Consider the following 26,226-nt stretch of genomic DNA (forward strand, 5'->3'; position numbering starts at 1 on the left):
GCATAATAGAATGCCTTCACTGCACCGATCGCTAGGTTTTCAGTGGTGTGGCATGTAGAATGCAGCGATTCAGGTGCAAGACGGCCTCACCCATTCACTGTCGCTTTAGGTCCATGCGGGTTTCTATAGGCGAGTAATTCAGAAATACCAAGGCAGAAAAACTTTTATAATGAAGCATATACGAAATTTCTCCATTATTGCCCATATTGACCACGGTAAGTCGACGCTGTCTGACCGCATTATCCAAATCTGCGGTGGCTTGACCGACCGTGAAATGGCTGCGCAGGTGCTCGATTCCATGGATCTGGAGCGCGAGCGCGGCATCACCATCAAGGCGCAGAGCGTGACGCTGGATTATAAAGCGCAGGATGGGCAGACCTATCAGCTTAACTTTATCGACACTCCCGGCCACGTCGACTTCTCCTATGAAGTTTCCCGCTCGCTGGCGGCCTGCGAAGGCGCGCTGCTGGTGGTGGACGCCGGCCAGGGCGTAGAAGCCCAGACGCTGGCCAACTGCTACACCGCGATCGAAATGGATCTGGAAGTGGTGCCGGTGTTGAACAAAATCGACCTGCCGGCCGCCGATCCGGATCGCGCCGCGCAGGAAATCGAAGACATCGTCGGTATCGACGCCACCGATGCGGTGCGCTGCTCGGCCAAAACCGGCGTCGGCGTGCCCGACGTGCTGGAGCGCCTGGTGCGCGACATTCCGCCGCCGCAGGGCGATCCGGATGCGCCGCTGCAGGCGCTGATCATCGACTCCTGGTTCGATAACTACCTGGGCGTCGTGTCGCTGGTGCGCGTCAAGAACGGCACGCTGCGCAAGGGCGACAAGATCAAGGTCATGAGCACCGGCCAGGTGTATAACGCCGATCGTTTGGGCATCTTCACGCCGAAGCAGGTCGATCGCGACGTGCTGAACTGCGGCGAAGTGGGCTGGCTGGTCTGTGCGATCAAAGACATCCTCGGCGCGCCGGTGGGCGATACCCTGACGCAGGCGCGTCAGCCGGCGGATAAAGCGTTGCCGGGCTTCAAGAAAGTGAAGCCGCAGGTGTACGCCGGTCTGTTCCCGATCAGCTCCGACGACTATGAATCTTTCCGCGATGCGCTGGGCAAGCTGAGCCTTAACGACGCCTCCCTGTTCTACGAACCGGAAAGCTCCACCGCGTTGGGCTTCGGCTTCCGCTGCGGCTTCCTCGGTCTGCTGCACATGGAGATCATTCAGGAGCGTCTGGAGCGTGAATACGATCTGGATCTGATCACCACCGCGCCGACGGTAGTCTATGAAGTGGAAACCACCGGCAAGGAAGTGATCTACGTCGACAGCCCATCCAAGCTGCCGCCGTTGAACAACATCCAGGAACTGCGCGAGCCGATCGCCGAATGTCACATGCTGATGCCGCAGGAATACCTGGGCAACGTCATCACCCTGTGCGTTGAGAAGCGCGGCGTGCAGACCAACATGGTCTACCACGGCAACCAGGTGGCGCTGACCTATGAAATCCCGATGGCGGAAGTGGTGCTCGACTTCTTCGACCGCCTGAAGTCCACGTCGCGCGGTTATGCGTCGCTGGATTACAACTTCAAGCGCTTCCAGGCCTCTGACATGGTGCGCGTGGACGTGCTGATCAACAACGAGCGCGTGGATGCGCTGGCGCTGATCACTCACCGCGACAACTCGCAGTACCGCGGTCGTGAATTGGTGGAGAAGATGAAAGATCTGATCCCGCGTCAGCAGTTCGACATCGCGATTCAGGCGGCGATCGGCACGCACATCATCGCGCGCTCCACCGTGAAGCAGCTGCGTAAAAACGTGCTGGCGAAATGCTACGGCGGTGACGTCAGCCGTAAGAAAAAGCTGCTGCAGAAACAGAAAGACGGTAAGAAGCGCATGAAGCAGGTCGGCAACGTCGAGCTGCCGCAGGAAGCGTTCCTGGCCATTCTGCACGTCGGTAAAGACGGCAAGTAACCGCGACGAGTTCGCGAAACGAGGGAGTTTGCATGGCGAATATGTTTGCCCTGATCCTGGCGTTGGCCACCCTGGTCACCGGGATCATCTGGTGCTTCGAGCGCTTTAAATGGGCGCCGGCCCGCCGCGCGAAGATTGCGGCGGTCAACGCACAGACCGCGGGCGCCGTAGACGATAAAACGCTGGCGAAAGTGGCGAAGCAGCCAGGCTGGGTGGAGACCGGCGCATCGGTCTTCCCGGTGTTGCTGCTGGTGTTTGTGGTGCGTTCGTTTATTTACGAACCGTTCCAGATCCCGTCCGGCTCAATGATGCCGACGCTGTTGATTGGCGATTTCATTCTGGTGGAGAAATATGCCTACGGCATTAAAGATCCGATTACCCAGACGACGCTCATTGAAACCGGCCATCCGAAGCGTGGTGATATTGCGGTATTTAAATATCCGCTGGATCCGAAACTGGATTATATCAAGCGCGTGATTGGCCTGCCGGGCGACCGTATTACCTACGATCCGGTGAATAAGCGCGTCACGGTGCAGCCGTCCTGCAACAGCGGGCAGCCCTGTGATACCGCGCTGGCCGTGACCTACGCCGATGCGCAGCCGAGCGACTTCGTGCAGCTGTTCAGCCGCAGCGGCATGGGCGAGGCCAGCAACGGCTTCTACCAGATCCCGCTGAACGATAACGTGCCGTCGGGCGGCATTCGCATGCGTGAGCGCCAGGAAAGCCTCGGCAACGTCACGCACCGCATCCTGACCGTGCCGGACGCGCAGGATCGGGTGGGCGCTTACTACCAACAGCCGGGCAAACCGTTGGCGGAGTGGGTGGTGCCGGCCGGGCATTACTTCATGATGGGCGACAACCGTGACAACAGCGCGGACAGCCGTTACTGGGGCTTTGTGCCGGAGAAGAATCTGGTGGGCAAAGCCACGGCCATCTGGATGAGCTTTGAAAAACAGGAAGGCGAGTGGCCTACCGGCGTGCGTTTCAGCCGGATCGGCGGCATTCATTAATCGCTGATTTATTCCCTGTCAATTTCACGCCGCAGCCTACTGCGGCGTGAAAGATTAAGAGGATATAAACACAGCATTATGTTTCCACTCGTTGTAGAATACCTTCTCGAGCGATAAAAGTTGGCTCCTGCTGGGAGCCACTGCAAACGAAACAGCTTTGGATCGGCTTTCGGCGAAGCAGGCCTGTTCCGTGTGCTGCAAGTTTTTGACGCATTCTTGATCTATTGGTAACTCATGAACCCCATCGTAATAAACAGGCTGCAGCGGAAGCTGGGCTACACTTTTCAACAGCAGGAGCTTTTACTGCAGGCTTTGACTCACCGCAGCGCCAGCAGTAAACACAATGAACGTCTTGAGTTTCTGGGTGACTCGATTCTGAGCTTTGTCATCGCCAATGCGCTCTATCACCGTTTTCCTCGCGTAGACGAGGGCGACATGAGCCGCATGCGCGCTACGCTGGTGCGCGGCAACACGCTGGCGGAGATGGCGCGCGAGTTTGACCTGGGCGAATGTCTGCGGCTTGGGCCGGGCGAATTGAAAAGTGGTGGGTTCCGCCGCGAATCAATCCTGGCGGATACGGTGGAGGCATTGATCGGCGGCGTGTTCCTGGACAGCGACATCCAGACCGTCGAGCGTCTGATTTTGGACTGGTATCGCAGCCGGTTGGACGAAATCAGCCCCGGCGATAAGCAGAAAGACCCGAAAACCCGTTTGCAGGAATTTTTGCAGGGGCGTCATCTGCCGTTGCCTTCTTATTTGGTGGTGCAGGTTCGCGGTGAAGCGCACGACCAGGAGTTTACCATCCACTGCCAGGTGAGTGGTTTGAGCGAGCCCGTGGTGGGCACCGGCTCGAGCCGCCGTAAAGCCGAGCAGGCGGCAGCGGAACAAGCGCTGAAAAAGCTGGAGCTTGAATGAGCGAAGTAAAACAACACTGCGGGTTTATCGCCATCGTCGGCCGCCCGAACGTGGGCAAATCGACGTTGCTGAACCAACTGCTGGGGCAGAAGGTTTCCATTACGTCGCGTAAGCCGCAGACGACCCGTCACCGCATCATGGGCATCGACACCGATGGCGCCTATCAGGCGATCTACGTCGATACCCCCGGGCTGCACATCGAAGAAAAACGCGCCATCAACCGTTTGATGAACCGCGCGGCCAGCAGCTCGATCGGCGACGTTGAGCTGGTGATCTTCGTGGTCGAAGGCACCAACTGGACCGCCGACGACGAAATGGTGGTCAACAAGCTGCGCAGCCTGCGCTGCCCGGTATTGCTGGCGATCAACAAGGTCGATAACGTTACCGACAAATCCAAGCTGTTGCCGCACATCGCGTTCCTCAGCCAGCAGATGAACTTCCTCGACGTGGTGCCTATCTCCGCCGAGAAAGGGATGAACGTCGACACCATCGCCGGCATCGTGCGCAAGCTGCTGCCGGAAGCTGAACACCACTTCCCGGAAGATTACATCACCGATCGCTCTCAGCGCTTTATGGCGTCCGAGATCATTCGCGAGAAGTTGATGCGTTTCCTGGGCGAAGAGCTGCCGTACTCGGTGACGGTAGAAATCGAACAGTTCGTGGCTAACGATCGCGGCGGCTACGATGTGCACGGCCTGATCCTGGTTGAGCGCGAAGGCCAGAAGAAAATGGTCATCGGCAACAAGGGCGCCAAGATCAAAACCATCGGCATCGAAGCGCGTCAGGACATGGAACAGATGTTCGACGCCAAAGTGCATCTCGAGCTGTGGGTGAAAGTGAAATCCGGTTGGGCGGACGACGAACGTGCGCTGCGCAGCCTGGGCTATGTTGACGATCTGAAGTAACGATCCGTGGACGGCTGGGAGCGCGCTTTCGTCCTGCATGGGCGGCCGTACAGTGAAACCAGTCTGATGCTGGATCTGTTTACCGAAGGTCATGGGCGGGTGCGCTTGCTGGCGAAAGGCGCGCGCAGCCGCCGCTCCAATCTGAAGGGTTGCTTGCAACCCTTTACCCCCCTGTTAGTGCGCTGGGGCGGCCGCGGCGAAGTGAAAACGCTGCGCAACGCCGAAGCGGTCTCTCTCGGTTTACCCCTCAGCGGCATGATGCTTTACAGCGGCCTGTACGTGAACGAACTGCTGGCGCGCGTGCTGGAGCAGGAAACCAACTACTCGGTGCTGTTCTTCGACTACTTGCAATGCCTGCAGGCGCTGGCGGCGGAAGACAGTTCACCGGAACAGGCGCTGCGCCAGTTCGAGCTGGCCTTGTTGCATCATCTCGGCTACGGCCTCGATTTTCTGCACTGCGCCGGCAGCGGCCTGCCGGTGGATGACGCCATGACCTACCGTTACCGCGAAGAGAAAGGCTTTATCGCCAGCCTGGTGGTGGATCACTACAGCTTCACCGGGCGTGAACTGCGCGCGCTGGCGGAGCGGCAGTTTCCCGATGCCGAGACGCTGCGCGCCGCCAAGCGTTTCACCCGCATGGCGCTGAAACCCTACCTCGGCGGCAAACCGTTGAAGAGCCGCGAACTGTTCCGCCAGTTCGTGCGCAAACAGCCGAATACGCCGGTTGACGACGCCTGACCTTTTCCCCTTTTTCCGCCCTGCGCCCGCGTGTAAACTGCTGGCACTGAAAATCGTATTTAGAGGTTGTCATGGCTGATTTGCTGCTGGGCGTCAATATCGATCACATCGCCACGTTACGTAACGCGCGCGGAACCCAATACCCGGATCCGGTTCAGGCGGCATTCATTGCCGAACAGGCGGGGGCCGACGGCATTACCGTGCATCTGCGCGAAGATCGCCGCCACATCACCGACCGCGACGTGCGCTTGCTGCGCCAGACCATCCAGACGCGCATGAACCTGGAGATGGCGGTGACCGACGAGATGCTGGACATCGCCATTGAGCTGCAGCCGCATTTCTGTTGCCTGGTGCCTGAAAAACGCGAGGAAGTGACCACCGAAGGCGGCCTGGACGTCGCCGGCCAGCTGGACAAAATGAGCGTGGCGGTCGAGCGCCTGGCTCAGGCGGGCATTCTGGTTTCGCTGTTCATCGATCCCGATCATCGCCAGATTGACGCGGCGGTGGCGGTGGGCGCCCCCTATATCGAAATCCACACCGGCGCCTACGCGGAAGCGCAGGGCGAGCTGGCGGTACAGGCCGAGCTGCGCCGCATCGCGGTCGCCGCCGCCTACGCGGCCGAGAAGGGGCTGAAGGTCAACGCCGGCCACGGCCTGACCTACCATAACGTGCAGCCGATCGCCGCGCTGCCGGAAATGCACGAGCTGAACATCGGCCATGCGATTATCGGCCAGGCGGTGATGAGCGGGCTGCCGGCCGCGGTTGCCGACATGAAAGTGCTGATGCGGGAAGCGCGTCGGTAATGGCGGTGCTCGGGCTGGGTACCGACATCGTCGAGATGGCGCGTATCGAAGCGGTGGTGGAGCGCAGCGGCGATCGTCTGGCGCGCCGGGTGCTGAGCGACGCCGAGTGGGCGCTGTACCAGCAGCACCAGCAGCCGATTCGCTTTCTGGCCAAGCGTTTCGCGGTGAAAGAGGCCGCCGCCAAGGCGTTCGGCACCGGCATTCGCAACGGCCTGGCGTTCAACCAGTTCGAGGTGTTCAACGATGCGTTGGGCAAACCGAATATTCGTTTGCACGGCCGCGCCGCCGAGCTGGCGGGGGAGATGGGGGTCACCGCGATCCACGTTTCGCTGGCCGATGAAAGGCGCTATGCCTGCGCGACGGTGATCGTCGAAAGCTGAAAATAGAAAGGGCGCCCTGCGGCGCCCTTGTCAGTCCTGCGGCGGGTTAAATGCGATCGGCGTGGTGCAACACCACGAACTTATCCCACAGCTGCTCATTAGTCTCGCGATGCTGCGGATCGGTAATGATGGTGTTGTCGATGGGGCAGACCTGCTGACAGGTTGGCGTATCGTAATGGCCAACGCACTCGGTGCAGCGGTCGGTATCGATTTGGTAGATCTCATCGCCCATCGAAATCGCCTGGTTCGGGCATTCCGGCTCGCACATGTCGCAGTTGATGCATTTGCGTGTGATTAGCAGGGCCATGGCGTATCTCTCATTATTAACAGGGGTATTTTCGCAGCGGCGATTATACCGGTTAAACCAACTTTTTCATTAACTGTTCGCTGTGTTTGATGCGATCGCGGGCATGATCGAGGTCGTGCTGGATCAGCGCCATAAACAGCAGGTCGGTGAGGGCGAACTGGGCCGTGCTGGAGGAGATGGCCGCGCTGCGGGTGTGGGGTTCTTCGGCGATGGTATAGAGGCAGTGGTCCGCGCGTTGCTGCAGGCCGTTGGGCGAGAAGCTGGTCAGCGCCAGCACCCTGGCGCCGGCCTGGCGCGCTTCTTCCGCCGCCAGATTGATTTCACGCCGCTCGCCGCTGAAGGAGATAGCCAGCAGCAGATCGCGTTTGTCCAGCGCCTGCACCGCCGCCAGTTGGACGTGCATATCCGCTTCGGCCACCGCCATCACGCCAATTTTCAGCAGCTTGAAGGAAAAATCCTTGGCCACCAGCCCGGAGGCACCGATGCCGATCAGCATCACCCGGCGCGCCTGGCGCAGCATGTCCAGCGCCTGATGCAGCCGCTCTTCGCTGTTGATGTCGAGCGTCGCGCGCAGCGCCGCCTGCTTTTCCGCCAGCAGCTTTTCACCGACGGTTTTCAGCGTATCGCTGCTGAGGATGTGGTTGTGAACGGTCACCACCGGCTCGGCCTGCGGTTGGGCCAGCGTCTCGCTCAGCGCCAGCTTCAGCGCCGGGAAACCTTTATAGCCCAGTTTTTGGGCGAACTTCACCACGCTCGACTGGCTGATGCCGGCCAACTGAGCCAGCTTTTGCGAGCTGAGATGGCGCGCCTGCTCGGCGTTATTCAGCAGAAAGTCCGCCAGCTTGCGGTCGTTTTGCGCCAGTGTCGGATACATCTGGCGAATGCGCAGAAGGGTACTCATTGTTCTTTCCCTGGAAACCAGCGGCCATTTTGCCATGCAGAGGGCGAAAACGCGCGGTGAAAATTTTTGTGAGCTCACCGTTAAAATAGCAAATAGCGCTCGCTTTGTTGAATAAAATATTCAAATATTGATTTAATTTTGTGAATTAAAAATTCAAAGGTGAACAGATGAACTTAGGCGCACTGGTATCGGAAACCCGCAACCCAGCCACCATGGGGCTGGATGAAATGTCGACGCTAGACATGGTTCGTTGCTTTAACCAGGAGGATCGCAAAGTGCCGGAGGCGATCGAAAAGGTGTTGCCGGCGATTGCACAGGCAGTCGATTTGGCCGCGGCGGCGTTGAAGGCCGGCGGCCGGTTGATTTATTTGGGCGCCGGCACCAGCGGTCGCCTGGGCGTATTGGACGCCTCCGAGTGCCCGCCGACCTTCGGCGTGCCGCACGGCGTGGTAGTGGGGCTAATCGCCGGCGGGCCGGGCGCGCTGCTCAAAGCGGTGGAGGGGGCGGAAGATGACGAGGCCCTGGGTGAAGCCGATCTCCGGGCGCTGAACCTCACCGCCGTCGATATGGTGGTGGGGTTGGCGGCCTCGGGGCGTACGCCCTACGTGATCGGCGCACTGCGCTATGCGCGCGGGCTGGGCTGCCCGACGGCGGCCATCTCCTGCAACCCGGATTCGCCGATTGCGCACGAAGCACAGGTGGCGATTTCGCCGGTGGTGGGGCCGGAGGCGCTGACCGGCTCAACGCGCCTGAAATCCGGCACCGCGCAGAAACTGGTACTCAACATGCTGTCGACCGGTGCGATGGTCAAACTGGGCAAGGTCTACCAGAACCTGATGGTGGACGTGAAGGCTACCAACGTCAAACTGGTGGATCGCGCCTGCCGCATCGTGATGGAGGCCACCGGCGCCGAACGCGCTCAGGCTGAGGCGGCGCTGGCGCAGACCGCCTTTGAGGTCAAACCGGCGATCCTGATGATTTTAGCTGGCGTCAGCGCCGATGAGGCGCAGCAGCGGCTGCAGCGGCACAATGGCTACCTGCGCGCGGCGCTGGCGCGTTAATTCACGGTGGGGGCGGCGATGGACAAGACAACGGCATTGGCGACACAGATCCTGGCGGGCGTAGGGGGCGAGGGCAATATCCTCAAACTGGAAAACTGCATGACGCGGGTGCGCGTCGAGGTCAGCGATGAGCAGCGGCTGGATCTGGCCGCCCTCAAGCAGCTGCCGGGGGTGAAGGGCTATATCAAGCAGGGTGAACAGCATCAGTTTATCGTCGGTCCGGGCGCCGCCGCCAAGGTGGTGGACGCCATGCGCGGGCTGCTGAGCGGTGATGCGCAGCCCGTTGCCGCCGTCGGTGACGCCGCCCGCACCAAGGCGCAGGCCAAGCAAAAATACGCTGCGCCGATGAGCGGCGCGCTGAAAAAGCTGGCCGATGTCTTTATTCCGCTGATCCCGGCGTTTATCGCCTCGGGCCTGATCACCGGCATCATCAACCTGCTGAAACGGCCCGACATCGCCGGCCAGCTGGCGGTGGACTACCCGAACGCGCTGGGGCTGCTGGCGATCTTCGGCAGCGCGGTGTTCGCCATCATGAACATTCTGGTCGGGGTCAACGCCGCGCGGGTGTTTGGCGGTTCGCAGGCGATGGGCGGCGTGATGGCCGGCATTCTCTCCAGTCCGGCGCTGGCGCAGATCACCCTGTTCGGGGAGGCGCTGCAGCCGGGGCGCGGCGGGGTGATCGCCGTATTGTTGGTGGTGGCGTTGATGTGCTGGGTGGAGAAGCGCCTGCGCACGCTGTTGCCGGAGTCGGTCGAACTGATCCTTAACCCATTGCTGACCACGCTGGTCACCGCCTCATTGGCGATCCTGATCCTGCAGCCGCTCGGGGGGGGTATTTCCGATGCCATCGCCCACGGCGCCAATCTGGCGATCGACAAGGGCGGGCTGCTGGTGGGGGCGTTGCTCTCGGGGCTGTTCCTGCCGCTGGTGCTCTCCGGCCTGCATCAGGGGCTGGTGCCGATCCACGTCGAGCTGGTGCAGGCGCACGGTTCCAACCCGCTGCTGCCGATCCTGGCGATGGCCGGCGTCGGTCAGGTGGGGGCGGCGCTGGCGGTGCTGCTGAAAACCCGCAACGCGCGGCTGAAGAAGGTGATCAAAGGGGCGTTGCCGGTCGGCATTCTCGGCATCGGCGAGCCGCTGATCTTCGGGGTGACGCTGCCGCTGGGCCGGCCGTTTATCGGCGCCTGCCTTGGCGGGGCGGTCGGCGGTGCGCTGATCAGCTACTGGAAGGTGGCGACGGTCATCACCTTCGGCATTTCGGGGCTGCCTTTGGCGTTGACCATCGTCTCAGGTAAGGTGATGTTGTATCTGGCGGGGATGCTGATTACGATTATCGCCGGTTTTCTCTTCACCTGGATGATGGGGTTCGACGATCCCGAGGAGTAGCGTTTGAGCGACAAGCAGCAACAACCGGCCGCAGAGGGGCGCCGCGTGGTCTTTTTCGATCTGGACGGCACCCTGCATCAGGAGGATATGTTCGGCAGTTTTTTGCGCTTTCTGCTGCGCCGCCTACCGCTGAACCTGCTGCTGGTAATACCACTGCTGCCGCCGATCGGGTTGGCGCTGCTGCTGCTGGGGCGCGCAGCGCGCTGGCCGATGAGCCTGCTGCTGTGGGCGATTACTTTCGGGCGTTCTGAAGCGACGCTGAAGGCGCTGGAGCGGCAGTTTATCGAGGCTTTCCGCCAGAAGGTGACCGCGTTTCCGGTGGTGCAAATGCGGCTGCGGCAGTATCTGGAGGAGCACGATGCCGAAGTGTGGCTGATTACCGGCTCGCCGGAACGGCTGGTGGAGCAGGTGTATCACGATTCGGCGTTTCTGCCGCGGGTGCGGTTGATCGGCAGCCGCATCACGCGCCGCTGCGGCGGTTGGGTCTTGACCCTGCGCTGCCTGGGGGCGCAGAAAGTGGTGCAGCTGGAACAGCGGCTCGGCGCGCCGCTGCAGCTGTACAGCGGTTACAGCGACAGCAAGCAGGATAATCCGCTGCTGTTCTTTTGCGAGCACCGCTGGCGGGTGAGCAAGCAGGGCGAGCTGCAGCAGCTGGAATAAACCAAGGGCGGAGAATTCCGCCCTTGGTTGCTTTTATCGGTACCGCGATCAGTCGTCGCTCACGTCGTGCGGCTTGCGCCCCAGCTGCCAAATCTTTTCTGCATAGTGCCCCAACGCCCACAGGCTCAGCCCGAGCAGCGCGAAGAAAATCGTCTTCGGCATGCTGTCCCAGAAAAACTCGAACAAACGGGTATACAGGTTGATGCCGAGGAAGGTCAGCCCGAAACCGCGCAGCATGGCGTCGTCATGCTTCAGCCCCAGCCAGATGGCGGCGAGGGCGGCCAGCCCGAACAGCAGGCTCCAGTGGAATAGCTCGATCTGGCGCGCGCGGTACCAGCTGTCGAGATCGCCGTAGTTGCCGAAGATAGACAGCAGCCACAGGGCGATGAACAGGTACAGCAGCCCCATCGCCAGCGACACCCGCTGCAGGCCGCGCTGCGCCAACAGCGGCCGCAGCAGTAATGCGGCGGCGATCAGCACCGCGCCAAAGGCGATAAAGCGAATCGGGTAACTCATGCCGAGCCAGTAGGCGCCCCAGCCGGACAGGTAGCCGGTCTCGGCGCCGAAGGCATTGCCGAGCGACAGCAGGGCGAACCACCACACCAGCCCGGAGCGGCTGAGCCAGCCGATCGCGCCGTACAGCAGCGCGGCGACCAGCAGCAGTACGGAAACCCGGCCGCTGCCGTTATCCAGCCAGACCCCCAGTTGCCATAAGGCGCAGGCGGTAAGTAACACGGCGACAAACAATGCCGCTTCGTTGCCGTAACGTTTTTCCGGGTGCCGTTGGCGGCGGCGCAGCGCCCAGACATAGGCCAGCGCCGCGAGTACGCCGGCGATCGCCATGCGCACCGGCGCGTCGAAGCGGAACAGTCCGCTCAGCCATGCAAGCAGTTCGCTGTCGGCGAACAGGCTGGTGACGGCGATCAGCAGCGAGGCCAGCGCGGCGAGAAACGCATAGCGCGCCAGCCGCCGCCAGTCGAAAGGTTGCACGTCCACATGCTGCAGCAGTTGCTGCCGTTGTTCGGGCGTCATGGCGCCTTCCCCAACCCAGCCGTCCAGCGCCTTGCGCACCACGACGGCGTACTTTTTACTGAGTTTCATGCTTCTTGTCCCTGAATCACCTGCCGATTCGGCCAGTATAGCCATTGGCGGGCGGCTACGACAAAGGAGGGCTAGTGTGTATAATGCCCGCCGCAAAAGCGCACGAGGAATTATGCGATGACTGAATATAACGATGAGTACTGGATGCGTCAGGCATTGCAGCTGGCCCTGCGCGCGCAGGAAGAGGGCGAGGTGCCGGTGGGTGCGCTGCTGGTGCTGGACAATCAGGTCATCGGCGAGGGCTGGAACCGGCCGATCGGCCGCCACGATCCTACCGCACACGCCGAGATCATGGCGCTGCGCCAGGGCGGCGCGGTGCTGCAAAACTATCGCCTGCTGAACGCCACGCTGTACGTCACGCTGGAGCCCTGCGTGATGTGCGCCGGCGCGATGGTGCACAGCCGCATCCGCCGGTTGGTGTATGGCGCCGCCGACGAGAAAACCGGCGCGGCCGGTTCGCTGGTGGACATTTTGCGCCATCCGGGCATGAATCATCAGGTGGAGATCGTCTCAGGCGTGCTGGCGGACGAATGCGCCGCCACCCTGAGCAATTTCTTCCGCCTGCGCCGCGAACAGAAAAAAGCGCTCAGGCTGGCGCAGCGGGCGGCGGATAAGCCGGAATAATCAGTAGTTGAGCGCCAGTTCCGGCATCACCGTCGGGTAGCCTTTCCCCAACGCCTCCTGCTCGGCGGCCGCCTGCGCCGCCTTTCTCTCTTTTTCCTGCAGATAGCCCACCAGGCTGACCTGATAGCGGCGGATGTTTTCTACATAGTTGTAGGCTTCACGCCCGCGCGCATAGCCGTAGGTCAGCTGCGGGTAGTAGCGCTTTTGGCTGAGCATCGGCAGGCGCTGTTTGACGTCGACCCAGCTGTCCGGGTTGCCTTTTTGCGTCTTGGTCAGCTTGCGCGCGTCCAGCATATGGCCCCAACCCATGTTGTAGGCCGCCAGCGAGAACCAGATGCGCTCGTCTTCCGGCACGCTGTCCGGCACCTTGGCCATCAGCCGCTGCAGGTACAGGGCGCCGCCCTGAATGCTCTCTTCCGGATCGAGGCGATCGTTGACCCCCAGGCCGTCGGCGGTGGCGCGGGTCAGCATCATCAGGCCGCGCACGCCGGTGGGAGAGGTGGCCTGCGGATTCCAGTGCGATTCCTGATAGGCGATGGCCGCCAGCAGCTTCCAGTCGATCTCGTTGGCGTGCTTCTCGAACAGCGGGCGGAAGTTGGGCAGCACCGAATCGATGGCCGACAGGAAGGTTTTGGTGTCCACATAGTCGAAGCTGCCGACGTGGCCGAGGTATTTCTCTTCCAGCCGCGCCAGGGTGCCGTCGTCCACCATCTGGCTGTAGAAGTCCAGCATCGCCGCGTACAGGCTGTCGTCGCCGTCGCGTTTCAGGTACCAGGTGACCGGTTCTTCGTCGGTGACGTCGAACGCCACCGCCAGCTGCGGATGGATGCGCTGCAGCAGCGCGATGGTCACCGAATCGCCGAGGGTGTAATCCAGCTTGCCGTCGGCCACCCGTTCCAGCAGCTCTTTGGAGGTGAGATCGCTGGAGGACTCCCAGGCGAGATCCGGGTATTTATCCTGCTTGAGCTGTTTTAGCGTGCTGACGTGCGCGGAACCGGAGGCGACTGCCAGCTTGCCTTTGATGTCGGCGAAGCTTTTCGGCCGCGCGGTGCCCAGCCGGTACACCAGCTGTTGGGAAACGGAGTAGTAGGCCGGGCCGGTGCGCGCGCGGCTGAGGCGCTCCTGATTGTAGATCAGGCCCGCCGCCAGCAGGTCGGCGTCGTCGTCGTCCAGATCGTCGAACAGGTCATTGATGTTCTGATGGGGGATCACCACCAGCTTCACCCCGAGGTAGTTGGCGAAGCGCTTGGCCAGTTCGTAGTCGAGCCCACCCGGCCCTTGCTTGGTGTTGAAATAGGTCAGCGGTGAATTCAGCGTGCTGATACGCAACTCGCCGCGGGAAATGATCTCCTGGAGTTGCCCGCCCTGGCCGCTGCGCCAGGTGATGTTGGGCCACAGCGCGAGAGCCAGAAGCAGAGTGACAACGCCGATGAGGATGTAGTTTATTTTAAGACGTTTCAAATAGTTATCCAGTGGTGGCACAGGTACGCCGGCGACGACAACCGCGACTTTTCTCATGGTTAAATCACCAGTGCGGGGGGCATTTTGCGCAACAAAACGCCAGTGTGCAACTTTATTGACACGTTATGACAATTCGACGGTGCGGCATGCTTTTATCAATAATCCCTACGCAAACGGTTTCGTCGGCGCCGAGGATTCTCTATAATGACGCGCGTTTTCCCCTGTTGCGCCCAATGAAGCGTCTTATCCTTCGCTTCGAAGACGAGAGAACTTTGATTATGGAAATTCTGCGTGGTTCGCCCGCTTTATCGGCTTTTCGCATTACCAAACTGCTGTCCCGCTGCCAGGACGCTCACCTGCCCGTCAGTGATATCTACGCCGAGTACGTCCACTTTGCCGATGTCAGCGCACCGCTAAGTGCCGAAGAACACGCCAAGCTTCAGCGTCTGCTCAAGTACGGTCCTTCTCTCGCCGAACACGCTCCCGAAGGCCGGTTGTTGCTGGTTACGCCGCGTCCGGGCACCATTTCTCCCTGGTCTTCCAAAGCCACCGACATCGCCCACAACTGCGGCTTGCAACAGGTGCTGCGCCTGGAGCGCGGCCTGGCGTTCTACGTCAAGGCGCCCGAGCTGACGGAAACCCAGTGGCGCCAGCTCGCCGCGCTGTTGCACGATCGCATGATGGAAACCGTCTTCAGCGAGCTGCAACAGGCCGAACAGCTGTTCGCGCACCATCAGCCGGCGCCGTATCAGTCGGTCGACGTGCTGGGCGCAGGGCGCGCCGCGCTGGAGCAAGCCAACGTCCGGCTCGGCCTGGCGCTGGCGCAGGACGAGATCGACTACCTGCTGAATGCCTTTACCGGTTTGGGGCGCAACCCGACGGATATCGAACTCTATATGTTCGCGCAGGCCAACTCTGAGCACTGCCGCCACAAGATTTTCAACGCCGACTGGATCATTGACGGCGAGCAGCAGCCTAAATCGCTGTTCAAGATGATCAAAAACACCTATGAGCAGACGCCGGACTACGTGCTGTCGGCGTATAAAGACAACGCCGCCGTGATGGAAGGTTCGCAGGTCGGCCGCTTCTTCGCCGCGCCGGAGAACGGCACGTACGATTATCATCAGGAAGACGCGCACATCCTGATGAAGGTGGAAACTCACAACCACCCGACGGCGATTTCGCCGTGGCCGGGCGCCGCGACCGGCTCCGGCGGCGAGATCCGCGACGAGGGCGCCACCGGCCGCGGCGCCAAGCCGAAGGCCGGCCTGGTGGGCTTCTCGGTGTCCAACCTGCGCATTCCCGGCTTTGAACAGCCGTGGGAGCAGGACTTCGGCAAACCGGAACGCATCGTCACCGCGCTGGACATCATGACCGAAGGCCCGCTGGGCGGCGCGGCGTTCAACAACGAATTCGGCCGTCCGGCGCTGCTGGGCTACTTCCGCACCTATGAAGAGCGCGTCAACAGCCATAACGGCGTCGAGCTGCGCGGCTACCATAAACCGATCATGCTGGCGGGCGGCATCGGCAACATCCGCGCCGATCACGTGCAGAAAGGGGAAATCACCGTCGGCGCCAAGCTGGTGGTGCTGGGCGGCCCGGCGATGAATATCGGCCTGGGCGGCGGCGCGGCGTCCTCGATGGCGTCCGGCCAGTCCGATGCCGATCTGGACTTCGCTTCGGTGCAGCGCGACAACCCGGAAATGGAACGCCGCTGTCAGGAAGTGATCGACCGCTGCTGGCAGCTGGGCGACCAGAACCCGATCCTGTTTATCCATGACGTCGGCGCAGGCGGCCTGTCCAACGCCATGCCGGAGCTGGTGAGCGACGGCGGCCGCGGTGGGCGCTTCGAGCTGCGTGATATCCTCAACGACGAGCCGGGCATGAGCCCGCTGGAAGTGTGGTGCAACGAATCGCAGGAACGTTACGTGATGGCGATCGCCCCGGCGCAGATGGCGCAGTTCGACGAGATCTGCCGCCGCGAGCGCGCGCCTTATGCGGTGATCGGTGAAGCGACCGAAGAGCAACATCTGACGCTGAACGACCGCCACTTCGACAACCAACCGATCGACATGCCGCTGGACGTGCTGCTCGGCAAAACGCCGAAGATGACCCGCGATGTCACCCGTCTGCAGGCGCAGGGCCAGGCGGTGCAGCGTGGGGACATCACGCTGGCCGACGCGGTGAAGCGCGTGCTGCATCTGCCGGCCGTCGCGGAGAAAACCTTCCTGATCACCATCGGCGACCGCACCGTCACCGGTATGGTGGCGCGTGACCAAATGGTCGGCCCTTGGCAGATCCCGGTGGCCGACTGCGCGGTCACCACCGCCAGCCTGGACAGCTATTACGGCGAGGCGATGTCGATCGGCGAACGCGCGCCGGTGGCGCTGCTGGACTTCGCCGCCTCCGGCCGCCTGGCGGTCGGGGAAGCGCTGACCAACCTGGCTGCCACGGAAATCGGCAGCCTGAAGCGCGTGAAGCTGTCCGCCAACTGGATGGCCGCCGCCGGCCACCCGGGTGAAGACGCCGGCCTGTACGAAGCGGTGAAAGCGGTGGGCGAAGAGCTGTGCCCGGCGCTGGGCATCACCATTCCGGTGGGCAAAGACTCCATGTCGATGAAAACCCGCTGGCAGGAAGGCGACGAACAGCGCGAAATGACCTCGCCGCTGTCGCTGGTCATCACCGCCTTCGCCCGCGTGGAAGACGTGCGCCACACCGTGACGCCGCAATTGCGCACCGATAAGGGCGACAGCGCGCTGCTGTTGATCGACCTGGGCAACGGCCATAACGCGCTGGGCGCCACCGCGCTGGCGCAGGTTTATCGCCAACTGGGCGACAAACCGGCCGATGTGCGCGATGTCGCGCAGCTGGCGGGCTTCTTCAACGCCATGCAGCAGCTGGTGGCCGATCGCGCGCTGCTGGCTTATCACGACCGCGCCGACGGCGGCCTGCTGGTGACGCTGGCGGAGATGGCCTTCGCCGGTCACTGCGGCGTAGAGGTTAACCTCGATGGCCTCGGCGACGATGCGCTGGCGGTGCTGTTCAACGAAGAGCTGGGCGCGGTGATCCAAGTGAGCGCCGAACGTCTCGACGAGGTGAAGCAGGCGTTCGCTCAGCATGGGCTGACCGACAACGTGCATCAGATCGGCAGCGCGCAGGCCGGCGATCGTTTCGTCATCAACCAACATGGCAAGGCGTTGTACAGCGAAAGCCGCAATACGCTGCGCACCTGGTGGGCGGAAACCACCTGGCAGATGCAGCGCCTGCGCGACAACCCGGCGTGCGCCGATCAGGAACATCAGGCCAAGCAGGATGAACAAGATCCCGGCCTGAACGTGAAGCTGACCTTCGCACCCGAGGAAGACATCGCCGCGCCGTACATCGCCAAGGGCGCTCGCCCGAAAGTGGCGGTGTTGCGCGAGCAGGGGGTGAACTCCCACGTTGAAATGGCGGCGGCGTTCCACCGCGCCGGCTTTGACGCCGTGGACGTGCACATGAGCGATCTGCTGGCCGGGCGCCGCGATCTGCAGGACTTCCACACGCTGGTGGCCTGCGGCGGCTTCTCTTACGGCGACGTCCTGGGCGCCGGTGAAGGCTGGGCGAAGTCTATCCTGTTCAATGAGCGGGTGCGCGACGAGTTTGAAGCGTTCTTCCACCGTCCGCAGACGCTGGCGCTGGGCGTATGCAACGGCTGCCAGATGATGTCCAACCTGCGTGAGCTGATCCCGGGGGCCGAACACTGGCCGCGCTTCGTGCGCAACCTGTCGGATCGCTTCGAGGCGCGCTTCAGCCTGGTGGAAGTGGCGGCCAGCCCGTCGCTGTTCCTGCAGGGCATGACCGGTTCGCGCATGCCGATCGCCGTTTCCCACGGTGAAGGGCACGTCGAAGTGCGCGATGCGGCGCATCTGGCGGCGCTGGAAAGCCATGGTCTGGTGGCGCTGCGTTTCGTCAACAACGCCGGTCAGGTGACGGAAGCTTACCCGGCTAACCCGAACGGTTCGCCGAATGGCATCACCGCCGTGACCAGCGCCAACGGGCGCGCCACGGTGATGATGCCGCACCCGGAGCGCGTGTTCCGCACCGTCAGCAACTCCTGGCACCCGGAAGAGTGGGGCGAGGACAGCCCGTGGATGCGTATGTTCCGCAACGCCCGTAAGCAGCTGGGCTAAAAACGGTCACCACCGTACAGAGGGCGCAAGCAATTGCGCCCTTTTTTATGGCCGGCGTTCGCCGTCTGGCGGCAGTGTCTGCATTTTGCGACAAGCGCCATTTTCCCTGTCGCCAAATGGAGACGTTTAACTTGTTGATTTTATTGTTGGTAAGCAGGTTTGACTTTAGTTGTCTGCATTTGGCGACAGCACGGCGTTTTTTTCATCGCTCATCAGTGCGTAATGGGTGGGTGAATTTGCTTGTGTAATTTTATTTTCAAATAAAATCATTGTGTTATTATTTTTATTGCAAAATTGGCACGCTACGTGCATTATTCTCAGCGGCTGCTCATTCACCTTTTTATGACGGCGCCGTAATTAGACGGCAAATCGCCTCATAAGCCTCCGAATGATGCCAAAGAAATGGTGCCTATCGTCCAACCAAACCGATAACAGACCGCGCAAGCGGCTTTATCAAGCATCGGGCGACACGTGGAGTGAGGCACCGCCTGTATCCAACTGTGATGAAGGGTTCATCAATCCTGGATACTTACGGATGCTATTCGTCCTGTTCGATGCCAGCCGCTGCGCTACATCACCCTGGGGACGAGGTTTAAGGGCATCCACACTTTCCTTGCGTTGGGGCAAGTTTCTTGCCCCGGCGTCAATTCTCAACGCTGCGCTTATGCCCGTTTCGTTGCCTATGCCCTCGAACGCAGACGCTATCCCCACACGCTCGTTTTCGCACCGGTTGATGTTACCGGGGCCGCATGCCGTCGGCAGGCCAGGCCTATGGGCGCGCTTCGCCGATCCCGCGGCTTTTTCCTTGCGCGTTCAGGATTCTCCCCTGCCGGGCTTTTCTCTTTCCGGCGAGTCAGTTAGCATCGTGACAGAGCTGAGAGAATGAGATGATTTCGTTGAAAAAATGGCGTTTATTCCCCCGTTCGCTGCGGCAATTGGTGCTGCTGGCCTTCCTGTTGGTGCTGCTGCCGCTGTTGGTGCTGGCCTATCAAGCCTACCAGAGCCTGGATCACCTCAGCGCGCAGGCGGCGGACATCAACCGCACCACGCTGGTGGACGCGCGGCGCAGCGAGGCGATGACCAGCGTGGCGCTGGAGATGGAGCGCAGCTATCGTCAGTACTGCGTGCTGGTCGATCCTACGCTGCAGAAGCTGTACCAGAACCAGCGCAAACAGTATTCGCAGATGCTGGACGCCCACGCGCCGATCCTGCCGGACGAACGTTATTACCAAACGCTGCGTCAGTTGCTGACCCAGTTGGCGGCGATCAAATGCCATAACAGCGGGCCGGACCAAGAGGCCTCGGCCCTGCTCGAGTCGTTCTCGCGATCCAATGCCGAAATGGTGCAGGCCACGCGCGCGGTGGTGTTTTCACGCGGCCAGCAGCTGCAGCAGGCCATCGCCGAGCGCGGTCAGTTCTTCGGCTGGCAGGCGCTGCTGTTGTTCCTGGTCAGCGTGCTGCTGGTGGTGCTGTTCACCCGCATGATCATCGGGCCGGTCAAGGCCGTGGAACGGATGATCAATCGCCTGGGGGAAGGGCGCGCGCTGGGCAGCACCGCGTCGTTTAAAGGGCCGCGCGAGCTGCGTTCGCTGGCGCAGCGCATCATCTGGCTGAGCGAACGGTTGGCGTGGCTGGAGTCGCAGCGCCACGAGTTCTTGCGCCATATCTCGCACGAGTTGAAAACGCCGCTGGCCAGCATGCGTGAAGGCACCGAACTGCTGGCCGACGAGGTGGCGGGGCCGCTGACCTCCGATCAAAAAGAGGTGGTGGCGATCCTCGACAACAGCAGCCGCCACCTGCAGCAGCTGATTGAACAACTGCTGGATTACAACCGCAAACTGGCCGACGGCCCGGCGGAACACGAGAACGTCGAGCTGCGCGAGATGGTCGATTTGGTGGTCGCCGCGCACAGTTTGCCGGCGCGGGCGAAGATGATTTCCACCGAAATCGCGCTGGAGGCGGAAATCTGCTGGGCAGAGCCTACGCTATTAATGCGCGTGCTGGATAATCTCTACTCCAATGCGGTGCACTACGGCAAGGAATCCGGTAACATTTGGATCCGCAGCCGTCAGGTTGGACAACGGGTGCAAATCGACGTCGCCAATACCGGCACGCCGATCCCCGAGGCTGAAAGAGCCATGATTTTCGAGCCTTTTTTCCAGGGTAGTCACCAGCGAAAAGGGGCGGTAAAAGGAAGCGGACTGGGGTTGAGCATCGCTCAGGACTGTATCCGTCGCATGCGCGGTGAGCTGCAACTGGCGACGGTCGCCGGTGCAGACGTCTGCTTCCGCATTGAACTGCCGTTAACCGCCGAGAATGAATAAATAATGTACACATGGTCTAAACGCCTTCGTCTTTCACAGACCGAACGTTCACCGCGTGCCACGCACAGAGCGCCGCTCGGCAAACGCCCGATCAGCTGGTTGGGCGCCGTTTTCTTTATGCCGCTGTTGCTGGCGGGCTGCGTCGATCGCGCGGTCAGCGGCGGCCTGAGCGCTCAGCAGCAAGAGGCGATCCCGGATACCAAGGTGATCGATTACCGCACCGCGGCCTGCGATACCCTGTGGCAGTTGGACGACAAGGACGCGCTGGATAACGCGCTCTACTGGCTGCGCGCGATGGACTGCGCCGATCGCCTCGGCTCAACCCAGGCGCGCGCGCTGGCGAAAACGGTGCCTGGCGACAGCTGGTCCGGCGTTTTCAAACAGAGCATTCTGCTGGGGAGCGCACAGCCGACCTCCGGCGAACGCCGCCAGATGATCGACAGGATCAACAGCTACCGGATGGAGTTTCCCGGTTCGCTGCGTCCACTGACGCAGCTGTGGCGCCAGCAGCAGATGCTGCAGATCACGCTGTTCGATGAGAAAGCGCGTTATCAGCATCTGCAGGAAAGCAGCGACAGCCAGATCGATTCACTGCGCCAGAGCCAGGCGCGCTTGCAATCGCAGCTGCAGGACACCTCGCGCAAGCTGGAAAACCTGACCGACATCGAGCGCCAGCTCTCATCGCGCAAGCAGTTGCAAGGGGAAATACCGGACAGCGGCGCGGGCTCGCAAAAGGGCGAAGCCGCCGGTAAAAACGGCGCGGCCGCGAAAGGGGCTGAGCCGCAGGACGAACCGGAAAAGGGCACTGCGCTGCCGGTTGAACCGGAAGACACCTATACGCCGCACCCTGCCAATAAGGAGTCCCACGCGCAATGACCGCACGCAAACCGGCCAACCTGTTATTGGTTGACGACGATCCCAGCCTGCTGAAGCTGCTGGGCATGCGCCTGACCAGCGAAGGTTTTCACGTCACCACCGCCGAAAGCGGCCAGGAAGCGCTGCGCCTGCTGGCGCGCGAACAGATCGATCTGGTGATCAGCGATCTGCGCATGGATGAGATGGACGGCATGGCGCTGTTCGCCGAGATCCAAAAACATCAGCCGGGCATGCCGGTGATCATTCTCACCGCGCACGGTTCGATTCCCGATGCGGTGGCCGCTACCCAACAGGGGGTGTTCAGCTTTCTCACCAAACCGGTGGATCGCGATGCGCTGTACAAGGCCATCGACGAGGCGCTCGCGCTGTCGGCCAGCCCGGCCGGCGACGATGCCTGGCGGGAAGACATCGTCACCCGCAGCCCGTTGATGCTGCGCCTGCTGGAGCAGGTGAAAATGGTGGCGCAGTCGGACGTCAGCGTATTGATCAACGGCCAGAGCGGCACCGGTAAAGAGGTGGTGGCGCAGGCGATCCACGCGGCCAGCCCGCGCGCCAGCAAGGCGTTCATCGCCATCAACTGCGGCGCGCTGCCGGAGCAGCTGCTGGAGTCCGAACTGTTCGGCCACGCCAAGGGCGCCTTTACCGGCGCGGTCAGCAGCCGCGAAGGGCTGTTCCAGGCGGCGGCGGGCGGCACGCTGTTCCTCGACGAGATCGGCGATATGCCGCTGTCGCTGCAGGTGAAGCTGCTGCGCGTGCTGCAGGAACGCAAGGTGCGGCCGCTCGGCAGCAATCGCGATCTGGACATTGACGTGCGCATCATCTCCGCCACCCACCGCGATCTGCAAAAGGCGATGGCGAAGAACGAGTTCCGCGAGGATCTCTACTACCGACTCAACGTGGTGAACCTGAAGATCCCGGCGCTCAACGAGCGCGCCGAAGATATCCCGCTGCTGGCCAATCACCTGTTGCGCGAAGCGGCTCAGCGGCACAAGCCGTTCGTGCGCAGCTTCTCGACCGACGCCATGAAGCGGCTGATGACCGCCAGCTGGCCGGGCAACGTGCGTCAGCTGGTCAACGTCATCGAGCAGTGCGTGGCGCTGACCTCGGCGCCGGTGATCAGCGAAGCGTTGGTGGAGCAGGCGCTGGAAGGGGAAAACACCGCGCTGCCGACTTTCGCCGAAGCGCGCAACCAGTTTGAGTTGCACTATCTGCGCAAGCTGCTGCAGATCACCAAGGGCAACGTGACCCAGGCCGCGCGCATGGCGGGCCGCAACCGCACCGAGTTTTACAAATTGCTGTCGCGCCACGAGCTGGACGCCAACGATTTTAAAGAATGACAGTTTCCCGCCGGCGCCTGCCACGCAGGTTCTCAACAAATCCGGCGGAATGATTTACACTCCGTTCTCTTTGCCGCGGCGCGCCCCGGCGTAGAGCACCATGGAACGTATTAAGCGGGATCGTACACAAATGAGCAGATCACTTTCCATCGCCCTGGCCCAGTTGAACCTGCTGGTCGGCGACATTGAAGGCAACACCGAACGCATGTTGCAAATCGTGCAGGAGCAGCAGAAGGCGGGAGCCGATCTGGTCATGTTCAGCGAACTGGCGCTGTCCGGCTATCCGCCGGAAGATCTGCTGTATCGCAATGATTTCTATGAGCGCTGTGATGCGCAGCTGCTGCGCCTGCAGCAGGCTTCCGCCGAGACGGCGATCCTGGTCGGCCACCCGTGGCGCGAAGGCGACAAGCTGTACAACGCGCTGTCGCTGTTCGCCGAAGGCCGCCTGCTGACCCGCTACTTCAAGCAGCAGCTGCCGAACTACGGCGTGTTCGATGAGAAGCGCTATTTCCACGCCGGCAACGACACCTGCGTGGTGCAATTGAAAGGCTACCGTCTGGGGCTGCTGATCTGCGAAGATCTGTGGTTCCCTGAGCCGATCGACGCCGCCAAGGCGGCCGGCGCGGAGATTATCCTGTCGATCAACGCCTCGCCGTATAATCGCGAAAAACCGTATATCCGCAAAACGCTGATGGCCGGCCACTGCCAGCGCACTCAGCTGCCGCTGGTGTACCTCAACCAGGTCGGCGGCCAGGATGAGCTGATCTTCGACGGCTGCTCCAAGGTCTTCGACGCCGCCGGCACCATGACTCACCGTCTGGCGGCCTTCGACGAGCAGGTGACCCGCCTGGAATTCAACGAGCTGGATGTGGTGCCGATGGCCGATCCGGCCGCCGAACTGCCGCAGCTGGCGCAGGTGTACCAGGCGCTGGTGCTGGCGGTGCGCGACTACGTGACCAAAAACGGCTTTAAAGGCGCGGTGCTGGGGCTGTCCGGCGGCATCGACTCGGCGCTGACGCTGGCGATCGCCGTGGATGCGTTGGGCAAAGACAAGGTGCAGGCGCTGATGATGCCATTCCGCTACACCGCGGATATCAGCATCGCCGACGCCAAGGAAGAGGCGGAAATCCTCGGCGTGGAGTTCGATATTGTCTCCATCGAACCGATGTTCGACGCCTTTATGGGCCAGCTGTCGCCGATGTTCGCCGGCACCGAGCGCGACACCACCGAAGAGAACCTGCAGGCGCGTTGCCGCGGGGTGGTGCTGATGGCGCTGTCCAACAAACGCCGCAGCATCGTGCTGACCACCGGCAACAAGAGCGAAATGGCGGTGGGTTACGCCACGCTGTACGGCGATATGGCCGGCGGTTTCGACGTGCTGAAGGACGTGCCGAAAACGCTGGTGTTCAAGCTGTCTGAATACCGTAACACCGTCTCCTACGTGATCCCGCAGCGGGTGATCGATCGTCCGCCGTCCGCCGAGCTGGCGCCGGATCAGGTCGATCAGGACAGCCTGCCGCCGTACGATATCCTGGATGCGATCCTGGAAGGTTACGTCGAGCGCGACAAGTCGGTCGCCGATCTGGTGGCCGAAGGCTTCGATGAAGCGATCGTGCGCAAGGTGATCCGCCTGGTGGACATCAACGAATACAAGCGGCGTCAGGCCGCCGTCGGGCCGCGCATCACCGCCCGTAACTTCGGCAAAGACCGCCGCTACCCCATCACATCCGGTTTTGGCCGCAAAAATTGGTAAAAGGAAAGAAGATGAAAAAGATCGACGCGATTATCAAGCCGTTCAAACTGGATGACGTCCGCGAAGCGCTGGCCGAAGTGGGCATCACCGGCATGACGGTCACCGAAGTCAAAGGCTTCGGCCGCCAGAAGGGCCACACTGAGCTGTACCGCGGCGCCGAATACATGGTCGATTTTCTGCCTAAGGTGAAGATCGAGATCGTGGTTGCCGACGACATCGTCGACACCTGCGTGGAAACCATTATGCAAACCGCGCAGACCGGCAAGATCGGCGACGGCAAAATCTTCGTCTTCGACGTGGCGCGCGTGGTGCGTATCCGTACCGGCGAGCAGGACGAAGAAGCGATCTGATCCTCCGCAGGTTCATCGGCCATCAGGAGGGCGCAGCATGCTGCGCCCTTGTCATTTCTGCTCCCCGTACATCACACTTCTTCGCCTCGCCGTTTCCCCCATTTTTGCCTGCGAGCATTCTAAAAAAGCGAACGCTATCGCGTTTTTGACACTTTTCCCGATCGCTTCACGGCCGGCGTCTACACTCAACGCAATGTTTTTGCTTGAGGAATCACCCCCATGATGACGTTACGCCAAATCCGCCACTTCATCGCCGTGGCGGAAACCGGGTCGATCTCCGCCGGCGCCCAGGCGGTGTTTGTCTCCCAGTCTTCGCTGACGCTGGCGATCCAGCAGCTGGAAACCGAGATCGGCGTGCGGCTGTTCGATCGCCACGCCAAGGGCATGACGCTGACCCATCAGGGGCACCAGTTTTTGCGCCAGTCGTATCTGATCCTGGCGACGGTGGACAACGCCAAGCGCAGCCTGCAGATCGGCACCGAAAGCCTGACCGGCAAGCTGACTATCGGCGTCACCAGCCTGGTGGCCGGTTACTTCCTGGTGGAACTGCTCACGCGCTTTAAATCGGCTTATCCCAATGTCACCGTGCAGGTGGTTGAAGACGAACGCCCGTACATCGAGCATCTGCTGGTCAGCGGCGAGATCGACATCGGCGTGCTGATCTTGTCGAATATCGAGGACCGCGACGCGCTGCAGACCGAGGTGCTGATGCACTCGCCGTATCGCCTGTGGCTGCCGCCGCTGCACCCGCTGCTGGAGCACGAGAGCATCAGCCTGGCGGACGTGGCCAAACAGCCGCTGATCCAGCTCAACGCCGATGAAATGGACGTGCACGCGCGGCGCATCTGGGCGCGCGCCGGGCTGAAGCCGGAGATCGCCATGAAGACCGCCTCGACCGAGGCGGTGCGCAGCCTGGTGGCGGCGGGGATGGGGGTCTCCATCCAGCCGGACATGGCATACCGCGCCTGGTCGCTGGAGGGCAACATGATCGAGGCGCGCAAGCTGGACGATCTGCTGGAGCCGCTGGATATCGGGTTGGCGTGGCGGCGCGGCAGCGCGCGGCCGGAGCTGGTGACGCCGTTCCTCACCATCGCGCGCGAGAACGGCAGCAAACACGCCGCCGGGCTTAAGCATTCGATTTAATCGAACGCGTCGTTCAGTATTTAGAATTTGTTGCCCGCCAGAGGCTCGCTTAG

General features: G+C 61.7%; 22 protein-coding genes. 18 read left to right on the forward strand and 4 right to left on the reverse strand.

From position 1 onward, the window contains the following. The first annotated feature begins 169 nt into the window (after positions 1-169). From lepA to acpS, 7 genes are all read left to right on the forward strand, one after another. Positions 170-1,969, forward strand: a complete 1,800-nt coding sequence (gene lepA, locus JL05_RS09885; RefSeq protein WP_004929150.1) for a translation elongation factor 4 — start codon at positions 170-172, stop codon at positions 1,967-1,969. 32 nt (positions 1,970-2,001) lie between these two features. Further along, positions 2,002-2,979: a signal peptidase I gene (lepB, locus tag JL05_RS09890; protein WP_033632308.1), complete on the forward strand. Its 978-nt coding sequence runs from the start codon at positions 2,002-2,004 to the stop codon at positions 2,977-2,979. A gap of 234 nt (positions 2,980-3,213) precedes the next feature. Beyond that, positions 3,214-3,894: a ribonuclease III gene (gene rnc / locus JL05_RS09895; RefSeq protein ID WP_004929158.1), complete on the forward strand. Its 681-nt coding sequence runs from the start codon at positions 3,214-3,216 to the stop codon at positions 3,892-3,894. Continuing rightward, positions 3,891-4,799 (forward strand): GTPase Era, encoded by a 909-nt coding sequence (era, locus tag JL05_RS09900; protein ID WP_004929162.1) that lies wholly within the window; start codon positions 3,891-3,893, stop codon positions 4,797-4,799. The genes rnc and era overlap by 4 nt, the downstream gene beginning before the upstream one ends. Before the next feature lie 6 nt (positions 4,800-4,805). Continuing rightward, a complete protein-coding gene (gene recO, locus JL05_RS09905) occupies positions 4,806-5,537 on the forward strand; it encodes a DNA repair protein RecO (RefSeq protein ID WP_004929165.1) in 732 nt (243 codons plus the stop codon). Between the two features lie 71 nt (positions 5,538-5,608). Beyond that, the gene (gene pdxJ, locus JL05_RS09910) at positions 5,609-6,340 is read left to right on the forward strand and encodes a pyridoxine 5'-phosphate synthase (RefSeq protein ID WP_016929790.1); all 732 of its coding nucleotides are present in this window, start codon (positions 5,609-5,611) and stop codon (positions 6,338-6,340) included. Next, positions 6,340-6,720 (forward strand): holo-ACP synthase, encoded by a 381-nt coding sequence (gene acpS / locus JL05_RS09915; RefSeq protein WP_004929169.1) that lies wholly within the window; start codon positions 6,340-6,342, stop codon positions 6,718-6,720. Before pdxJ ends, acpS begins: the two co-directional genes overlap by 1 nt. Before the next feature lie 46 nt (positions 6,721-6,766). Here the strand turns inward: acpS and JL05_RS09920 are convergent, their stop codons facing one another. Beyond that, positions 6,767-7,027, reverse strand: a complete 261-nt coding sequence (locus JL05_RS09920; protein WP_033632309.1) for a YfhL family 4Fe-4S dicluster ferredoxin — start codon at positions 7,025-7,027, stop codon at positions 6,767-6,769. Between the two features lie 52 nt (positions 7,028-7,079). Further along, positions 7,080-7,928, reverse strand: a complete 849-nt coding sequence (locus tag JL05_RS09925) for a MurR/RpiR family transcriptional regulator (protein ID WP_016929788.1) — start codon at positions 7,926-7,928, stop codon at positions 7,080-7,082. Between the two features lie 167 nt (positions 7,929-8,095). Between JL05_RS09925 and murQ the strand changes: the two genes are divergently transcribed. Genes murQ through yfhb form a run of 3 tightly spaced genes read left to right on the forward strand, consistent with a single transcriptional unit; the run spans position 8,096 to position 11,035 of the window. After that, positions 8,096-8,989 (forward strand): N-acetylmuramic acid 6-phosphate etherase, encoded by an 894-nt coding sequence (murQ, locus tag JL05_RS09930; protein WP_033632310.1) that lies wholly within the window; start codon positions 8,096-8,098, stop codon positions 8,987-8,989. Between the two features lie 18 nt (positions 8,990-9,007). Then, positions 9,008-10,375: a PTS transporter subunit EIIC gene (locus JL05_RS09935; protein WP_033632311.1), complete on the forward strand. Its 1,368-nt coding sequence runs from the start codon at positions 9,008-9,010 to the stop codon at positions 10,373-10,375. 3 nt (positions 10,376-10,378) lie between these two features. Further along, the gene (yfhb, locus tag JL05_RS09940) at positions 10,379-11,035 is read left to right on the forward strand and encodes a phosphatidylglycerophosphatase C (protein ID WP_033632312.1); all 657 of its coding nucleotides are present in this window, start codon (positions 10,379-10,381) and stop codon (positions 11,033-11,035) included. 48 nt (positions 11,036-11,083) lie between these two features. Here yfhb and JL05_RS09945 read toward each other — a convergent pair whose 3' ends face one another. After that, the gene (locus JL05_RS09945) at positions 11,084-12,136 is read right to left on the reverse strand and encodes a DUF2157 domain-containing protein (protein ID WP_033632313.1); all 1,053 of its coding nucleotides are present in this window, start codon (positions 12,134-12,136) and stop codon (positions 11,084-11,086) included. 117 nt (positions 12,137-12,253) lie between these two features. Here JL05_RS09945 and tadA point away from each other — a divergent pair, with 117 nt between their 5' ends. Then, on the forward strand, positions 12,254-12,760 hold the full coding sequence (gene tadA, locus JL05_RS09950) for a tRNA adenosine(34) deaminase TadA (RefSeq protein ID WP_015378796.1): 507 nt from the start codon (positions 12,254-12,256) through the stop codon (positions 12,758-12,760). On the opposite strand, the gene mltF is transcribed toward tadA, so the two are convergent. Continuing rightward, positions 12,761-14,221, reverse strand: a complete 1,461-nt coding sequence (mltF, locus tag JL05_RS09955) for a membrane-bound lytic murein transglycosylase MltF (protein WP_019452327.1) — start codon at positions 14,219-14,221, stop codon at positions 12,761-12,763. It abuts the gene before it with no gap. 278 nt (positions 14,222-14,499) lie between these two features. On the opposite strand from mltF, the gene purL reads away from it, so the two are divergent. From purL to JL05_RS09990, 7 genes are all read left to right on the forward strand, one after another. Next, positions 14,500-18,390, forward strand: coding sequence for a phosphoribosylformylglycinamidine synthase (gene purL / locus JL05_RS09960; RefSeq protein WP_033633600.1), 3,891 nt, complete (start codon positions 14,500-14,502; stop codon positions 18,388-18,390). 887 nt (positions 18,391-19,277) lie between these two features. After that, positions 19,278-20,714 (forward strand): sensor histidine kinase, encoded by a 1,437-nt coding sequence (locus tag JL05_RS09965; RefSeq protein WP_004941357.1) that lies wholly within the window; start codon positions 19,278-19,280, stop codon positions 20,712-20,714. Positions 20,715-20,717: 3 nt separating this feature from the next. Next, on the forward strand, positions 20,718-21,590 hold the full coding sequence (gene qseG, locus JL05_RS09970) for a two-component system QseEF-associated lipoprotein QseG (RefSeq protein ID WP_050501233.1): 873 nt from the start codon (positions 20,718-20,720) through the stop codon (positions 21,588-21,590). Next, complete coding sequence (glrR, locus tag JL05_RS09975; RefSeq protein ID WP_004941361.1) at positions 21,587-22,927, forward strand: two-component system response regulator GlrR; 1,341 nt, start codon at positions 21,587-21,589, stop codon at positions 22,925-22,927. The genes qseG and glrR overlap by 4 nt, the downstream gene beginning before the upstream one ends. A 130-nt stretch (positions 22,928-23,057) precedes the next feature. Beyond that, entirely contained in the window at positions 23,058-24,680 is a 1,623-nt protein-coding gene (locus JL05_RS09980; RefSeq protein ID WP_033632314.1) for an NAD+ synthase, read from the forward strand. 11 nt (positions 24,681-24,691) lie between these two features. Next, entirely contained in the window at positions 24,692-25,030 is a 339-nt protein-coding gene (gene glnB, locus JL05_RS09985) for a nitrogen regulatory protein P-II (RefSeq protein WP_004847623.1), read from the forward strand. A 219-nt stretch (positions 25,031-25,249) separates the two neighbouring features. Further along, the gene (locus JL05_RS09990) at positions 25,250-26,173 is read left to right on the forward strand and encodes a LysR substrate-binding domain-containing protein (protein ID WP_015378793.1); all 924 of its coding nucleotides are present in this window, start codon (positions 25,250-25,252) and stop codon (positions 26,171-26,173) included. Positions 26,174-26,226: the final 53 nt, after the last annotated feature.

This window comes from Serratia nematodiphila DZ0503SBS1, assembly GCF_000738675.1.
Lineage (GTDB): Bacteria > Pseudomonadota > Gammaproteobacteria > Enterobacterales > Enterobacteriaceae > Serratia > Serratia nematodiphila.

Bases quoted from the DNA above. Each gene is read 5' to 3' on its own strand.
- lepA (WP_004929150.1), top strand. From the start codon at position 170: ATGAAGCATATACGAAATTTCTCCATTATTGCCCATATTGACCACGGT.
- lepB (WP_033632308.1), top strand. From the start codon at position 2,002: ATGGCGAATATGTTTGCCCTGATCCTGGCGTTGGCCACCCTGGTCACC.
- rnc (WP_004929158.1), top strand. From the start codon at position 3,214: ATGAACCCCATCGTAATAAACAGGCTGCAGCGGAAGCTGGGCTACACT.
- era (WP_004929162.1), top strand. From the start codon at position 3,891: ATGAGCGAAGTAAAACAACACTGCGGGTTTATCGCCATCGTCGGCCGC.
- pdxJ (WP_016929790.1), top strand. From the start codon at position 5,609: ATGGCTGATTTGCTGCTGGGCGTCAATATCGATCACATCGCCACGTTA.
- acpS (WP_004929169.1), top strand. From the start codon at position 6,340: ATGGCGGTGCTCGGGCTGGGTACCGACATCGTCGAGATGGCGCGTATC.
- JL05_RS09920 (WP_033632309.1), bottom strand. From the start codon at position 7,027: ATGGCCCTGCTAATCACACGCAAATGCATCAACTGCGACATGTGCGAG.
- JL05_RS09925 (WP_016929788.1), bottom strand. From the start codon at position 7,928: ATGAGTACCCTTCTGCGCATTCGCCAGATGTATCCGACACTGGCGCAA.
- murQ (WP_033632310.1), top strand. From the start codon at position 8,096: ATGAACTTAGGCGCACTGGTATCGGAAACCCGCAACCCAGCCACCATG.
- JL05_RS09935 (WP_033632311.1), top strand. From the start codon at position 9,008: ATGGACAAGACAACGGCATTGGCGACACAGATCCTGGCGGGCGTAGGG.
- JL05_RS09945 (WP_033632313.1), bottom strand. From the start codon at position 12,136: ATGAAACTCAGTAAAAAGTACGCCGTCGTGGTGCGCAAGGCGCTGGAC.
- tadA (WP_015378796.1), top strand. From the start codon at position 12,254: ATGACTGAATATAACGATGAGTACTGGATGCGTCAGGCATTGCAGCTG.
- purL (WP_033633600.1), top strand. From the start codon at position 14,500: ATGGAAATTCTGCGTGGTTCGCCCGCTTTATCGGCTTTTCGCATTACC.
- JL05_RS09965 (WP_004941357.1), top strand. From the start codon at position 19,278: ATGATTTCGTTGAAAAAATGGCGTTTATTCCCCCGTTCGCTGCGGCAA.
- qseG (WP_050501233.1), top strand. From the start codon at position 20,718: ATGTACACATGGTCTAAACGCCTTCGTCTTTCACAGACCGAACGTTCA.
- glrR (WP_004941361.1), top strand. From the start codon at position 21,587: ATGACCGCACGCAAACCGGCCAACCTGTTATTGGTTGACGACGATCCC.
- JL05_RS09980 (WP_033632314.1), top strand. From the start codon at position 23,058: ATGAGCAGATCACTTTCCATCGCCCTGGCCCAGTTGAACCTGCTGGTC.
- glnB (WP_004847623.1), top strand. From the start codon at position 24,692: ATGAAAAAGATCGACGCGATTATCAAGCCGTTCAAACTGGATGACGTC.
- JL05_RS09990 (WP_015378793.1), top strand. From the start codon at position 25,250: ATGATGACGTTACGCCAAATCCGCCACTTCATCGCCGTGGCGGAAACC.